Below are 14,560 nucleotides of genomic sequence, written 5' to 3'. Positions count from 1 at the left end.
CATTCTACCAATTCGGCGAACCGATCGCAGAATGAACCGGCGGCGCGCGCCAAGGGTTTCCCAACAACTGCGTGAGCGCGGGCGTGACCGGTCACACTCGTGTGACGCGCGCGTCAGATCCTGTTCGACAGCAGGAAGACCGGCACCATGCCGATCAGCACGATCAGCAGCGCGGCGATCGAGGCATCCTCATAGGTGCCGCGCGCGGCCTCGCCATAAAGCCGCGTCGCCAGCGTCTCGACGTTCAGCGGGCGCAGCAGCAGGGTGGCGGGCAGTTCCTTGACGCAATCGACAAAGATCAGCAGCCCGGCCCCGATCATCGAGGCCCGCGACAGCGGCATGTGGATATGACGAAAGACCCCCGCCGGGCTTTGCCCAAGGCTGCGGGCGGCATGGTCCATGGATTGAGGCACGCGGGTCATGCCGGCCTCGATCCCGCCGACCGCGATGGCCAGAAAGCGCGCGACATAGGCATAGATCAGCGCGGCGCCCGATCCCAGCAGGATCAGTTGCGGGGCGGCGGCGCCCCACATGCCCAGCAGGCCGGTCAGTTGGCGATCCGCGAAGATGATCACCGGCAGCAGCCCGATGGCCAGAATGGTGCCGGGCACGGCATAGCCCAGCGTGGCGACACGCACCGAAAACCGCGTGACGGGTCCGGGCTGCAACCGCGTCGCCGCCGCGATCAGCAGGCCCAGAACCACGGCGATGAAGGTGGCGATCAGCGCCAGCAAGGCGGTTTGCAGCGCCTCGGACCAGAGGCCCGTGGGGATGCCCGAAAAGACGTATCGGCGCCAGGCGTGCTGGACCAGATAGCTGGCCGGGGCGACAAAGCCGATCAGGACCGGCAGCGCGCAGAGGATGGTCGCCACCCATGCGGCCGGGCCGCGCAGCCTGACCCGGGCCAGCGGCAGATGCCTGCGCGCGGTGCCCGCATAGCGCTGACCCTTGCGGGCGCGCCGCTCGATCAGGACCAGCGAGACGACGATCACCAGCATGACCAGCGCAATCTGCGAGGCGCCGGGCAGGTCGGTGCGGTTCAGCCATGTGGAATAGACCGAGACGGTCAGCGTGCGCACGCCCAGAAACTCGGCCGCGCCGATGTCGTTCAGCGTCTCCATCAGCGCCAGGGCGATGCCCGCGGCGATGGCGGGACGGGCCAGCGGCAGGACGATTTTCCAGAAGACGCGCAGCGGACCCGCGCCCAGCGTGCGCGAGGCCTCTAACAGATTGGCGGCCTGCGTGGCGAAAAGCGCGCGCACGGGAAGATAGACATAGGGGTACAGCACGAAGCCCAGCAGCAGGATGCAGCCGGTCATCGAGCGGATATCGGGCAGGCGGAAATCGCGCGGAGAGTCGTAGCCCAGCAGATCGCGCAGCAAGGTCTGGACCGGGCCGATCGGGTGCAGGATATCCAGATAGGCATAGGCGATGATATAGGTCGGCACCGCCAGCGGCAGCAGCAGCGCCCAACCCAGAATGCGCCGCCCCGGAAAATCGAACCCCGCGATCAGCCAGGCGGTCACGGTGCCGATGCTGGCCACGATCACGCCCACGCCCGACAGCAGGATGATCGTCTGCCCGAGCGCGCTGGCCAGCACATTGCGGAACAGATGCGACCACAGCCCGGGGCTGCCCTGCGCGGCAAAGCTGACCAATGCCAATACCGGCAGCATGACCAGAAATGCGATCAGGATGGCAACAAGCTGCCATCCGCTGCCGGATCTTGGGGACATGGGTACCTCCTCAGGGTCACGCCCCCACTGCCATATGCGGCGGGGGCGTAACAGATCAGTTGTCGAAACCGACTTCTTCGGCCAGTTCGCTCGCGGTCTTGCGCTCGCGGGCGATGGCGGTCAGGTCGGTGGAATCGACCGTCAGTTCACCGAAATCGCCGACCAGCGGATCGACCGCGATGCCGGGCTTCACCGGATATTCGAAATTCGCCTCGGCATAGATTTTCTGGGCATCGTCCGAGACCAGATATTCCAGCAGCTTGACGGCATTATCCTTGTTCGGGGCATGCTTGGCCACAGCCGCGCCGGTGACGTTCACCTGCGTGCCGCCGCCTTCGAAGGTCGGCAGGATCACCTTGACCGCATCGGCCCATTCTTCCTGCTCGGGTCCGCCTGCGCCGCTGCGCATCACGCCGATGTAATAGGTGTTGGCAATGCCGATATCGCAGATGCCGCCCAGAATATCGCGGGCCACGTCGCGGTCGCCGCCGCCGGCCTTGCGGGCCAGGTTGTCCTTGACGCCCTGAAGCCATGCCTTGGTGTCTTCCGCACCGTGATGGGTGATGTAAGAGGCGGTCAGCGCGACGTTATAGGGGTGCTGACCCGACCGGATGCAGACCTTGCCCTTCCATTCCGGCTTTGCCAGATCCTCATAGGTGAAGCTGGTCAGGTCCAGATCCTTGGCGGCATAAAGCGCGCGCGCCCGCAGCGACAGGGCAAACCAGTTGCCGTCCTTGTCGCGCAGGTTTTCCGGGATCGCCTCGGCCAGCACCTCGGAATCGACCGGCTGGGTCAGGCCGCGATCGACCAGATCGACCAGATTGCCGATATCGACCGTCATCAGCACATCGGCGGGCGAGGCATCGCCTTCCTGCTCGACGCGCTCGGGCATGCCGTCTTTCAGGAAGATGGTATTCACCTCGATGCCGGAACCCTCGGTGAAGGCCTGCAGCAGAGGTTCGACCAGTTTTGGCTCACGTGTGGTATAAAGGTTCAACTCGTCAGCAAATGCGACGCCTGCAACGCCTTGCAGCATCAGTGCCGCCGCGGCAGTGGCCAAAAGATTCTGTTTCATGTCGGTACTCCTTGTCGTGATGCTGGCATTACAGTATTCCTATAAAATAAGTAAACAATTATATCTTTGGACGACAATAGCCGGACAGGACAGCGTGGAACACACTGATTTCGAGATGTTTGCAGGGCAAAAGGTCGCGGGCAAAGCCGTGCCGATGCTGCGTGTGTCCCATGTCGCGCGCCAGTTTGGCGGTCGGCAGGCGGTGCAGGATGTGTCGCTGTCGGTCTGTCCGGGGCAGGTGACCTGCCTGCTGGGATCGTCGGGCTGCGGCAAGTCGACGACGCTGCGCATGATCGCGGGAATCGAACAGTTGGACGCGGGCAGCATCCATATCGACGGCCAGCTTGTCGCGGATCGTAATGGCAGTCTGCGCCCGGAAAAACGCTCGGTCGGGATGGTGTTTCAGGATCTGGCCCTTTTTCCGCATATGACGGTCTTCGACAATATCGCCTTCGGCATGGCCAGGGATCAGCGCCGGACGGCCGATGTCGAACAGATGCTGGATCGCGTGGGCCTGCGCGGCTATGGCGCGAAATATCCCCATCAACTGTCGGGCGGAGAGCAGCAGCGCATCGCGTTGGCCCGGGCGCTGGCGACGGGCCCCAAGGTGATGCTGCTGGATGAGCCGTTTTCCAGCCTCGACCAGCGGTTGCGGTCCGAGATGCGGGAATTCGCGCTGGATCTGCTGCGCGAGGCCGGGGCCGCCGTGGTGCTGGTCACGCATGACCCGGATGAGGCGATGATGATGGCCGACCGGATCGCGATCATGGATCAGGGCCGTGTGCTGCAACAGGGCGCGCCGCTGGATCTGTATCATCGCCCGGCGAATCTGGCTGTCGCGCAGTTCTTTTCTGATCTGAACCTGTTGCCGGGCAAGGTCTCGCATGGCGGGGTGGCGACGGGGATCGGCGCGATTTCCGCCGGGCCTCTGGCGGAGGGCACAGCCGTCACCTGCGCCATCCGGCCCGAACATCTGCGCCCTGCGCGCAGCACCGACGGTGCCGCCTGCGCCAAGGTGTCGCGGATCCAGAAGCTTGGCCGCGAAAACCTGATCGAGCTGTCGCTGCCCGAGACCTCGCAAAAGCTGCGCTGCAATATCGCAGGCTCTTGTGACTTCAAACTGGGGGATCGGGTGACGCTGGATTACGACCCGGCGACAGTCATGGTCTTTCCCGCCTAAGTTGATCACTGCCATTCCCGACCCGTCGAGTGGGTGAAAGTTTTAACCATTTTTCGCTAAAACCTGACCATATAGGCGGTTTACCGCTCATATATTCCTTTGCTATGCTGGTAACAGCAGCATGACCGCGACGAAACAGAATCGAGCAAGGCGGTCAAAAATAACTAGAAACTGTGCCGATTTTTGGCCTGCAAGCGACCTTTGTCGTTGTGGGAACGGGCGGGCTTGTGTCGGCGACACTGAGGCTTTGGCGGTTGAAACGGTTAACTGGATTTTGGGGACTTCTGTCTGCCTACTGGATCTCGGAACGCTGGCGTGAAGCCTGGCTGCTGACCGTCATTATCTTCGCCATCACCACAGTGCTCAGCAAGGCCAGCGTCTGGGTCGCCGTGTCCAGCGCGGATTTCGTCGCCTCGCTGGCGAATTTTCACACGATGGAGGGCGAGGGCGATCCGGTTCAGGTGGTGCTGATGGCCGCGGCGGTCTATCTGGGCCTGTTTCTGGCGCGGACCGCGGGGATCGCCTTTCGGCATCTGATCTCGACCACGCTGCACCGGCGCGCGCGGGGATGGCTTGTCGCGCAGTATAATACCGCGATCCTCGCGGATGAGCGGATCGCCTTTGACCTGATGAGCGACCGGACCGAGGTGAATGGCACTTCGCGCATGCCCGATGCGATCGACCAGCGGATCGACGAATGTTCGGGCGGCCTCTATGGCGGTATCATCGGCCTGACCATGGGTCTGTGGGGGGCGGTGACCTCGATCTATTTCGTGACCGCCGCCCTGCTGGAACGCAGCCAGCCCGTGCCCTTTCTGGACCGGTGGGGGGCGCAGGCCAATGCCGCGCTGCAGGGCCGCTTTGGTCCCGGCGTCGCGGATCGCATCAATCTGGTCCCCGGCGATTACGGCGCGGCGCTGCTGGCGCTGCTGCTGGTCGCGGTCTATGTGCCGACCATCACCTTTGTCGCCTGGCGGCTGGGCAAGATCATCGAGCGCCTCAGCCTTGAACGTCAGCGGCGCGACGGCGCGTGGCGTGGCGAATTGGGGATCATGTTCAACCGCGTCGCCGATCTGGCCGCAGCCCGGGGGCAGCGCGCGCAAAGCCGGATCAATGACCGGCTTTACGATGCGGTGGACCAGACCTGGGGCAAGCAGAACTGGCTGAATGCGGGGGTGATGATCTTCAACCGGGTCTACAGCTTCCTGTCCTCTCGGCTGCTGGCCTATCTGCCTGCGCTGCCTGCCTATATGGCGGGCGGGCAAAGTTTTCGCGATTTCGTTGCCAGCAGCGAATTGACGGCGGAACTGATCGGCGATGTGTCCTGGTTCATCAATGTCATGCCCGCCATTGCCACGCTCAAGGCCAATGCGGGCCGCCTGACCGAGGTGGCCCAAGCGGTCGAACGTGTCCGCGCACGTCAGGATTTCTATGCCGAAACCGGGATCAGCTGCTTCGACCGCGCGCGGGTGCAAACCGGGCCGCTGCTGCATCTGGACGATCTGCATCTGCATCATCGCGGCCATGACAGCGACGCGTTCCTCAGCATTGCCAAGCTGAGCCTTTTTCCGGCAGAGCGTGTCTATCTGCGCGGGCGCAATGGCTGTGGCAAAAGCAGCCTGTTGAAGGCGGTGGCGGGGCTCTGGCCCTATGGTCAGGGCCGGATCGCGCTGCGGGATGGGGCGACGATGTTCTTTGCCGGGCAAGAGCCCGACATCCCGGACCGGCTGTCGCTGAAGGCGCTGGTCACCTATCCCGATCACCCGGAAGAGCATTCCGATATCGCTGTCGCCGCTGCCCTGTCGCGGGTCGATCTGGGGGCGTTCATTCATTGCATGGATGATCTTCTGTATCAGGGCAAGAACTGGCGCGATGTCTTTTCGGGTGGGCAGAAACAGCGGCTGGTGCTGGCGCGGATCCTGATCTCGAAGCCCGATATCCTGCTGCTGGATGAGGCGACGGCCGCGCTGGACGTGGATGCGGTGGTGGATTTCCACCTGATCCTGTCGGACTGCCTGCCGCAGACGGCGGTTCTGGCGGTGCTGCATGGCGAATTCGCGCCGACCGATCCCTATGGGGCGCCCTTTTATTCGGCGCTGCTGGATATTCAGGACGGGGTCGGCCACTTGCACCGGGTCGAGATGCCGGATTACGATTCCCTTCGGCACGCTGCCGAATAACGGCTTTTCGACGGAGATGACGGCATGACAGGTCAGGATGCGGTGGCGGCGCTGATGGCGCGGATGACGCTTGCGGAAAAGATCGGCCAGTTGAACCTGCTGCCTGCGGGTCAGGGCCTGATCACCGGGGCCAGCCATCCGACGCCACTGGCCGACAGGCTGGATCAGGGACAGGTGGGCGCGATCTTCGGGACGAAATCCCTGTCCAGCGCCCGCGCCATGCAGGAACGCGCGCTGGCCGGATCGCGGCTGGGCATCCCGCTGTTCTTTGCCGAGGATGTGATTCATGGCCATCGCACCGTCTTTCCGCTGAACCTCGCGCTGGCCTGCAGCTGGGACATGGAGCTGATCCGCCAGACCTCGGCCCATGCAGCCGCCGAGGCCTCGGCCGAGGGGCTGCATCAGACCTATGCGCCGATGATCGATGTCAGCCGCGATCCCCGCTGGGGCCGCGTCGCCGAAGGCCCGGGCGAGGATCCGCTGTTGGCCTCGCGCATTGCGGCGGCGGCGGTGCGCGGTTTTCAGGGCGACGGGCTGGGCAAAGATGGTCATCTGGCCGCCTGTCTGAAACATTTTGTCGCCTATGGCGCGCCGCAAAGCGGGCGCGATTATGACAATGTCAGCCTTGCGAATGAGGATTTGCTGTCGGTCTATCTGCCGCCCTTTGCCGCAGGGGTTCGGGCGGGCGCGGCCAGCGTCATGGTCTCGTTCAACGCGGTGAACAGGCTGCCCATGCATACCAATGCCCCCCTGATCGAAGGCTGGCTGCGCGGTCAGACCGGGTTCGAGGGGCTGGTGGTTGCCGATTACACCGGCGTGCAGGAACTGGTGGCGCATGGGCTTGGCCCGGCGGCGGTCGTGGTGGCGCGCGCGCTGCATGCGGGCGTCGATATGGATATGGTGGGCGAGGATTATCTGCGCGAATTGCCTGCCCTTGCCCGCGATGGGCTGGACGCGCCCGAGGCCGGATTGCAGATCGCCGCGTCTCAGATCGTCTCACTGATCGACCGTGCCTGCCACCGCGTGCTGACGCTGAAGCAGCGGCTTGGCCTGCTGGATGATCCCTTTCGGGGGATGCAGGGCACCGGTGCGCCCACGACGCAGGCGGGCCGCGATCTGGCGCGGCGGGCGGCGGCGCGCTCTGCGGTCCTGCTGAAAAATGACGGCACGCTGCCGCTGGACCGGGGCAGGCGGATCGCGCTGATCGGGCCTTTCGGCGCGGATCGGGCGAATATGCTGGGCACCTGGTCGGTGTCTGGCCGGGCCGAGGATGTGGTGCCGCTGGATGCGGCCATCACCGAGGTGTCCGGTCAGGCGCCGGGCGCGGCATGGGGTGCCAATATCGTCGAAGAGGATTGGCTGCTGCGGCGGCTGAATGTTCATGGCGTGACGGTGACACAGGATCCACGACCCGAGGCGGAATTGTTGGCCGAGGCGCTGGCCACCGCGGAAAGCGCCGATGTGATCGTGGCCGCCATTGGCGAGGCCAAGGAACATGCAGGCGAATCCTCGTCCCGCCTGTCGCCCGACATTCCCGCCCCTCAACAGCGGCTGATCGCGGCGCTTGCGGCGGTGCAAAAGCCCTTGGTCGTGGTGGTTTTTGCAGGCCGCCCGCTGGCCCTTGGCCAGATTGCCGAACAGGCCGATGCGTTGCTTTATGCCTGGCATGGCGGCGTGGCGGGGCCGCAGGGCGTGGCCGATCTGCTTTACGGCATCGCCAACCCGTCCGGCAGGCTGGCGGTGACGCTGCCCGCCCATCCGGGCGAGGTGCCATTGTCCCATGCCGACGACACCACCGGGCGACCCTTTCCGGGGCGCTTTGCCAAATTCCTGACCGGCTGGCTGGATCTGCCTGACGATGCGCCGCGCTTTCCCTTTGGCTTCGGGCTTGGCTACAGCCCCGTGACCTATCGCGCGCCAGAACTGTCCCACACAGCGGCACGCGCGGATCAACGGGTCGAATTGCGGGTCAAGCTGCGCAACACGGGCCGCTTTGTCGCCACCGAAACGGTGCAGCTTTATGCCAGCGATCCGGTGGCACGCGTCACCCGCCCGGCCAGATGGCTGCTGGATTTCCAGCAGGTCGAGCTTGCGCCGGGCGAAAGCCGGACGGTGCTGTTCACGGTGGCGGCGGATGATTTCGCCTATCCGATCGCGCCCGGTCTGGACCGCGCGGAATGGCTGCGCGATCCGGGTCTGGTGCAACTGCATGTCGGCCCGAACAGCCGCGATACCGAAAGCGTGGAGCTGACATGGCTCGACTGATCACCGGGCTGGATGATGCCGCCCTGCGCGACCGCGTGGCACAGGCCACCGCACTTTATTTTCTGGATTGGAGCCATCCGCAGAGCGGTATGGCCCGCGAACGTAGCGGCGGCGCCTTTGGCTATGACGTGCAGGAAACCGTCTGCACCGGGGGCACCGGCTTTGGCATTCTGGCGCAGATCGTCGCGGCCAAGCGCGGCTGGCGGCCCGCGCGCGATATTCTGGACCGGGTGTTCCGGATCGTCGGCTTTCTGGAACGCGCGGACAGCTTTGACGGCGTTTTTCCGCATTTCCTGAATGGCAGCACCGGGCGGGTTCTGCCTTTCAGCGCGGGCGATGATGGTGGCGATCTGGTCGAAACCGCCTTTCTGATGACCGGCCTTCTGGGCGCGGCATCCTATTTCCGCGACGAACCATCGCTTGCGGAACGGGTCGAGGCCTTGTTTCAGGCCGTCAACTGGCGCGCCCATCTGCGGCAGGATGGCGCGGTGATGTGGCATCGCCATCCCGACCGTCCCTGGCCCGAAAATGCCCTGCCCATTCGCGGCTGGAACGAGGCGCTGCCGGTCTTTATCCTTGGCGCCGGATCGCAAACCCATCCATTGCCGCCCGCCAGCTATCACCAAAGCTGGGTCAAGACGCCGACATTTCTGAACGGGCGGGATTACGCCGGGATCACCCTGCCGCTGGGCCCGGATTGGGGCGGGCCGCTGTTCCTGTCGCATTATCCGTTTCTGGGCATCGACCCGCGCGGGCTGCGCGACGCCTATGCCGATTACGGCGAATATGCCCGCGCCCATGCGCTGGTCAATCGCGCCCATTGCTTGCAAAACCCCGGCGGCTGGGCGGGCTATGGCGCGGATTGCTGGGGGCTGACGGCCAGCGACGATCCGTCGGGCTATGTCGCCCATTCCCCGACCGAGGATACGGGCACCATCACCCCGACAGCGGCGCTTGGATCCTTTGCCATGGTCCCGGATCAGGCCATGCCGGTGCTGCGCCACCTGCATGACGGGCTTGGCGCGCGGATCTGGGGCGAGGCGGGCTTTGTCGATGCCTTCAACGAAAGCCGGGACTGGGTGGCGGAAAGCCGTCTGGCCATCGATCAGGCGCCCATCGTGATCGGTCTGGAAAACCACCGCTCGGGCCTGTTGTGGCGGTTGGTTTCCGCCCGGCCCGAGGTGCAGCGCGGTTTGCGCGCGCTTGGATTCTCGGCGCCCTATCTGCGGACAGAGGTTTAGGCGCCCATTGCCTCCAACGCGGCTGCCAACATCGTCCGGCAGGCCGGGCCGACCGGGCAATGATGCTGGCCCGGCAGACTGCCAAAGAAGCGTCCGTTCGGCGCGGCGGCGAAATAGGCGCGGGCGTCTTTCAGCGGCACCAGCCCGTCATCGGCCCCGGTGACGACCGCCAGCGGGGCGGTCACGCGGCCGATTGCGCCGCTGGCATCGGCGCTTTCCATCTCGGCCCGGTAAAGCGGAGCTTCGCGTTCGACCTCGGCCACGGCATTCGGTCCCATGGCGCGCCGCGCCGAAAGCAGCACCATCCCCGACATGGGCGGCGATACGGCCAGCAGGTGATCGGGCTGCAACCGCGCGCCCAGATGCGCCACCGCATAGCCGCCGATGCTGTGCCCGGCCAGCCCGCGCCGGTCATCGGGCCATTGCTGCGCGACCCAGTCCCAGACCTGACCGGCCGCCGCAGTATGGCGCGTGAAGGTCAGTTCGGACGCGGGCCCCGATTCCGGCAGGGCCGAGGAATTGGGCAATTCGGGCGCAACGACCCGCCAGCCACGTTCCAGATAGACCTGCGCGATCTCATCAATATGCGGCTGCGCGGGCGCGCCATTGCGGCCATGGACCAGCAGCACGGTGCCAGAGACCGCCCCCGAGGGCGCCGCAATCACGACCGGGATCCGACCGGCCGCGGTTTTCGCCAGCAATCGCTCGGCGCGTCTGGTCCAGTTTTCACGAGCGTCCGTCATTGCCCATCCATTGCGTTCTGCCTTGATACCGACCCACGTTCGCCCGCCATGCCGCGACTGTAAACCCGCTTTCTGGGGCGTGGCGCATCATGCAAGCGTGATGCGCAAAGCATCGACAAGGACGGCCATTTCCATCAGCATCGCGCAAACGCTTTCGTCCCATTCCAACGGCAACGGACCCCTTATGACCCAGACTTCTGCGCCGCGTGAACGCGCCGGTGATCGCTATGCCCGAGAGCTGGAGAGGCATCTGGACTGGCTGGACAGCTTTACCTCGACCGCGCTTGGCGTGCTGGCGGCGGCCTCGGGGATCTATACCTATCTTGGGGTGCGCTCTCTGCTGGAAAACACCGGCACATGGACGACCTTCGCGGCGCTGTCCTATTCCATCGCCGTGTCGGTCGGGATCTTCGTCTTCTGGTCCTATATGCTGCGGCTTTTGCCTGCGGTGCGCACGGCGGTGTCGCGTCTTGGGCTGCTATTGGCGATGGCGCTTGGATCGGTGGCGATTGTCGCCATGTCCTCGTGGCTGAATGCGGCGGCGCTGGCGGGCGGCGCGGCGGTCGAGACGCATATGGCCACCACCGTCCAGCATTATCAGGCCTCGCTGGAACGCGCCCATTCCAATGCCGTGGCCGGTCAGTCGCTGGTGCGCGACGTGGCGCGGGTGCGGCAAAGCTTCAACGATCTGTCCGAGCTTGAGGCAGGCGGCACGCTGTCGGGCTTTTCCGGGCGCGGCGCCGTCTTTCGGGTGCTGAGCCAGAAGGGCGCGGAACTGGCCGGTCTGGAACAGCAGCTGACCGAGGCGGCGGGACCGATCGAGGCCACCTTCGCACAGGGCAATGCCATCCTGTCGCGGATGCGCGGCGTCTCGGTCGGGCCGGGGGCCTTGCAGGACCGCACGGTCGAATTTTCCGAAGATGCGGTCGAACTGGCCGGGCTGATCACGCAATTGCGGCAGCTGAACCCGGCACCTCTGGTCAGCCGCGCGGCGCGCGATCTGTCGCAGGCGGTGGTGCTGCCCGAACTGGACGGCGCGACGCCGGAAATCCAGCAGGGCCAGTCCAGCACCATCACCTCGGTCCTGTCGCTGGTCGAGCAGCGGGCGAATACGCTGGCCGCCGCCGCCGCCGATATCGAGGCCCTGCCACCCCCGGACGAGGCTGTCTATGCGCCGCTGTCGGCGGCGGATGCGGTGATCGTCTATGCCGGAAATTTCGTGCCGGCCTGGGCGGGGGCGATTTCCATCGACCTGCTGCCTGCGGTGCTGGTCTTTATCATCATGGTGGTGCAGGCGGCGATCCGTCAGGGCAGGGGCATCCGCCAGACCGACGACCGCATGACTGTGGGAGAGATGCGCGCCGCGCTGGCCGCCGCCGATCTGCTGCGCGAATATGACGATCAGCCCGCAAGGGCGCAGGCCGAGGCGACGCCCGCAACGGGCGCCCAGCCTGTGCAGCCGTCATCCCCGGCCAACGGATCCGGGGTGCCGTGATGCGCTGGCTGTCCACGCCCCAATCGGCGATCCGGGCGGTGCTGCTGTCGCAGATCCTGCTGGCTGGTTTCATCATCTTCTCGGATCTGCGGCAGAACCGTGGCGCGCCTGCGCCCGGTCTTTTCGCGCCGCCCGCCGAGGGGCCCAGCATCCGGCCCTATCGCCCCGATCTGCGTCCCGCCAATCCCGACGATCCGGGTGCCCCCGCCATGCGTCCCATGCCCGAATCGCTGGCATTCGAGGCCGAGGGCGACGCCATCCGGATCTCGGGGCAGATCGCGGTCGGCGATGCGGATCGCTTTCTGCAATGGCTTGACCAGACCCGACCCGCCGTCACGCGGGTCTGGCTGGACAGTTCGGGCGGCTCTGTATCCGACGCGCTGGCGATTGGGCGGACGATCCGGTCCTCGGGATATGATACGGTGGTCGATGCGGGCTCGGTCTGCCTGTCCGCATGTCCCTACCTGATGGCGGGCGGCGTCCAACGCCGCGCGGACAAGGGCGCGGTCATCGGCGTGCATCAGCATTATTTCGGCCAAAGCACGATTCTGCCCGCCTTCATGGCGATCCGCGATCTGCAACGGGCACAGGCCGGGGTGATGGATTACCTGACCGAGATGGACGTCGATCTGCGCCTGATGAGCCTTGGCCTGCGCACGCCGCCGGAAGAGATCAACGTGCTGAGCCCAGAGCAGATGCGGGACCTGCGTCTGGTCACCGATCAGGTCAGCTGAACGGGCCGCCCGTCGCGACACCCGCGCCAGGGCAGCGGGATCGGACCAAGGGCGGCGTCGTCCTGCCCGGAAAACGCGCGGCATGACCGCGTCACCCGCAGGCTGAGTCCCATGCTTTTCCCGCCCCGCCAAACTCCGGCGCGGAAAATCGCCTTTCCGGCAGAGATCGAGCCTGACCCCGAAAATCCAATATGGGCCGCGCTCGACAGGCTGCAGAGGAAGGACATGACATGCCCTCTGGCGGAATAGGGCCGCAGCAATCGGCTTTGCCCTATTGCCTGCGGCCCCGTCTTGCCCTCACTTGGCAGAAAGCATGACCACGATCGCGCATCGCGGAACACGCCATGCCGCAACGACGACGACAGCAACAGACGGTGAGACATGACCAACACGCTTTTTGACGCCCTGATGGAAATGCACCGGGAATCCGAACGCGATTTCCTGATCCTGCCGGATGGCGACAGCCTGTCCTATCAGCAGGTCCATGACCTCTCGGGCCAGATGGCGAATGAACTGGTAGCGCTTGGCGTCATGCCGGGCGACCGCGTCGCTGTTCAAGTGGAAAAATCGCCCGAGGCGCTGGCGCTGTATCTGGCGACCCTGCGGGCGGGGGCGGTGTTCTTGCCGCTGAACACCGCCTATACCGCGACAGAGGTGGCCTATTTCATCGGCGATGCCCGACCCGCGCTGGTCATCTGCGACCCCGCGAAAGAGCCGCAGCGCGATCAGTTCATGTCACCCGATGCGACGCTGCGCAGCATGGGCGCGGACGGGCAGGGCAGCTTCCTGCAGGGTGCCTTGGGCCAATCTGCGATGCATCACCCGACGGCGCGCAGTGGCGATGATCTGGCCGCGATCCTGTATACCTCGGGGACGACCGGGCGGTCCAAAGGCGCGATGCTCAGCCATGACAACCTGCTGTCCAATGCCCGCACGCTGGTCGATGCCTGGCGCTTTTCGGCGGATGACGTGCTTCTGCACGCCTTGCCGATCTTTCACACCCATGGGCTGTTCGTGGCCTCGAACGTGATGATGCTGGCGGGCGGGGCGATGATCTGGCTGCCAAAATTCGATGCGGGGCAGGTGATCGGCCTGCTGCCCAGGGCGACGACGATGATGGGCGTGCCGACCTTTTACACGCGGCTGCTGGATCGCGACGATTTCACTGCGGAACTGGCGGCGAATATGCGGCTTTTCACCTCGGGCAGCGCGCCGCTGCTGGCCGAGACGCATCGCGCCTTCGAAGAGCGCAGCGGTCACCGGATCCTGGAACGCTATGGCATGACCGAAACCAATATGAACACCTCGAACCCTTACGAGGGGGATCGCCGTGCGGGGACGGTCGGCCCGCCCCTGCCGGGGGTCGAGCTGCGCGTGACTCATGAGGGGGCCGAGGTCGCACAGGGCGAGATCGGCATGATCGAGGTGCGCGGCGCCAATGTCTTTCAGGGCTATTGGCAGATGCCCGAGAAAACCGCCGAGGAACTGGCCGATGACGGCTGGTTCACCACCGGCGATCTGGGCCTGATCGACGCGGACGGCTACGTCACCATCGTCGGGCGCGGCAAGGATCTGATCATCTCGGGCGGTTTCAACATCTATCCCAAAGAGGTCGAATTGCTGATTGATGAGATGCCCGGCGTTCTGGAAAGCGCCGTGATCGGCGTGCCGCATCCCGATTTCGGCGAAGGCGTGGTCGCGGTGATCGCGCGGGCACGCGATCAGGACCCGGACCCGCAGGCGATCCTGGCGGATCTGGCCGACAAGCTGGCGAAGTTCAAGCAGCCCAAGAAGATCGTCATCGTCGACGAATTGCCGCGCAACACCATGGGCAAGGTGCAAAAGGCGGCGTTGCGCAAGGAATATGGCGGTCTTTTCCCGGCGTGACATCCGGCGCGGCGGCCTTTCGGA

General features: G+C 65.2%; 10 protein-coding genes. 7 read left to right on the top strand and 3 right to left on the bottom strand.

The genetic code is table 11. The annotated features are described in order from the left end of the window. Positions 1–113: 113 nt before the first annotated feature. Together JHX87_RS04335 and JHX87_RS04330 are read right to left on the bottom strand one after the other, a co-directional pair. Positions 114–1,736 carry an ABC transporter permease gene (locus JHX87_RS04335; protein WP_271882645.1) on the bottom strand — a complete coding sequence of 541 codons (1,623 nt, stop codon included), beginning with the start codon at positions 1,734–1,736 and terminating at the stop codon, positions 114–116. Positions 1,737–1,791: 55 nt separating this feature from the next. Next, positions 1,792–2,811: a Fe(3+) ABC transporter substrate-binding protein gene (locus JHX87_RS04330; protein WP_271882643.1), complete on the bottom strand. Its 1,020-nt coding sequence runs from the start codon at positions 2,809–2,811 to the stop codon at positions 1,792–1,794. Between the two features lie 94 nt (positions 2,812–2,905). Here JHX87_RS04330 and JHX87_RS04325 point away from each other — a divergent pair, with 94 nt between their 5' ends. The 4 genes from JHX87_RS04325 to JHX87_RS04310 all read left to right on the top strand — a co-directional run bounded on the left by JHX87_RS04325 (position 2,906) and on the right by JHX87_RS04310 (position 9,677). Then, the gene (locus tag JHX87_RS04325) at positions 2,906–3,991 is read left to right on the top strand and encodes an ABC transporter ATP-binding protein (protein ID WP_271882642.1); all 1,086 of its coding nucleotides are present in this window, start codon (positions 2,906–2,908) and stop codon (positions 3,989–3,991) included. A 254-nt stretch (positions 3,992–4,245) separates the two neighbouring features. Next, positions 4,246–6,171 carry an ATP-binding cassette domain-containing protein gene (locus JHX87_RS04320; protein ID WP_271882641.1) on the top strand — a complete coding sequence of 642 codons (1,926 nt, stop codon included), beginning with the start codon at positions 4,246–4,248 and terminating at the stop codon, positions 6,169–6,171. Between the two features lie 24 nt (positions 6,172–6,195). Beyond that, positions 6,196–8,436 carry a glycoside hydrolase family 3 N-terminal domain-containing protein gene (locus JHX87_RS04315; RefSeq protein ID WP_271882640.1) on the top strand — a complete coding sequence of 747 codons (2,241 nt, stop codon included), beginning with the start codon at positions 6,196–6,198 and terminating at the stop codon, positions 8,434–8,436. Then, entirely contained in the window at positions 8,424–9,677 is a 1,254-nt protein-coding gene (locus tag JHX87_RS04310; RefSeq protein ID WP_271882638.1) for a glucoamylase family protein, read from the top strand. Before JHX87_RS04315 ends, JHX87_RS04310 begins: the two co-directional genes overlap by 13 nt. Here JHX87_RS04310 and JHX87_RS04305 read toward each other — a convergent pair. Further along, a complete protein-coding gene (locus JHX87_RS04305) occupies positions 9,674–10,420 on the bottom strand; it encodes an alpha/beta hydrolase (protein ID WP_271882637.1) in 747 nt (248 codons plus the stop codon). The two genes, JHX87_RS04310 and JHX87_RS04305, sit on opposite strands and share 4 nt — an antisense overlap. Before the next feature lie 184 nt (positions 10,421–10,604). Between JHX87_RS04305 and JHX87_RS04300 the strand changes: the two genes are divergently transcribed. The 3 genes from JHX87_RS04300 to JHX87_RS04290 all read left to right on the top strand — a co-directional run bounded on the left by JHX87_RS04300 (position 10,605) and on the right by JHX87_RS04290 (position 14,536). Then, complete coding sequence (locus tag JHX87_RS04300) at positions 10,605–11,915, top strand: hypothetical protein (RefSeq protein ID WP_271882635.1); 1,311 nt, start codon at positions 10,605–10,607, stop codon at positions 11,913–11,915. Continuing rightward, positions 11,915–12,649: a COG3904 family protein gene (locus JHX87_RS04295; RefSeq protein WP_271882633.1), complete on the top strand. Its 735-nt coding sequence runs from the start codon at positions 11,915–11,917 to the stop codon at positions 12,647–12,649. The genes JHX87_RS04300 and JHX87_RS04295 overlap by 1 nt, the downstream gene beginning before the upstream one ends. Before the next feature lie 381 nt (positions 12,650–13,030). Further along, entirely contained in the window at positions 13,031–14,536 is a 1,506-nt protein-coding gene (locus JHX87_RS04290; RefSeq protein ID WP_271882632.1) for a malonate--CoA ligase, read from the top strand. The last annotated feature ends 24 nt before the right edge of the window (positions 14,537–14,560 follow it).

This window comes from Paracoccus fistulariae, from assembly GCF_028553785.1.
In the GTDB taxonomy this organism is placed as follows: Bacteria; Pseudomonadota; Alphaproteobacteria; order Rhodobacterales; family Rhodobacteraceae; genus Paracoccus; species Paracoccus fistulariae.
This window is presented reverse-complemented; position numbering and strand designations above follow the sequence as displayed.

What these genes read in the sequence shown, in the direction of transcription:
- JHX87_RS04315 (WP_271882640.1), top strand. Translation starts at nt 6,196, where the DNA reads ATGACAGGTCAGGATGCGGTGGCGGCGCTGATGGCGCGGATGACGCTT.
- JHX87_RS04290 (WP_271882632.1), top strand. Translation starts at nt 13,031, where the DNA reads ATGACCAACACGCTTTTTGACGCCCTGATGGAAATGCACCGGGAATCC.
- JHX87_RS04335 (WP_271882645.1), bottom strand. Translation starts at nt 1,736, where the DNA reads ATGTCCCCAAGATCCGGCAGCGGATGGCAGCTTGTTGCCATCCTGATC.
- JHX87_RS04305 (WP_271882637.1), bottom strand. Translation starts at nt 10,420, where the DNA reads ATGACGGACGCTCGTGAAAACTGGACCAGACGCGCCGAGCGATTGCTG.
- JHX87_RS04310 (WP_271882638.1), top strand. Translation starts at nt 8,424, where the DNA reads ATGGCTCGACTGATCACCGGGCTGGATGATGCCGCCCTGCGCGACCGC.
- JHX87_RS04300 (WP_271882635.1), top strand. Translation starts at nt 10,605, where the DNA reads ATGACCCAGACTTCTGCGCCGCGTGAACGCGCCGGTGATCGCTATGCC.
- JHX87_RS04330 (WP_271882643.1), bottom strand. Translation starts at nt 2,811, where the DNA reads ATGAAACAGAATCTTTTGGCCACTGCCGCGGCGGCACTGATGCTGCAA.
- JHX87_RS04295 (WP_271882633.1), top strand. Translation starts at nt 11,915, where the DNA reads ATGCGCTGGCTGTCCACGCCCCAATCGGCGATCCGGGCGGTGCTGCTG.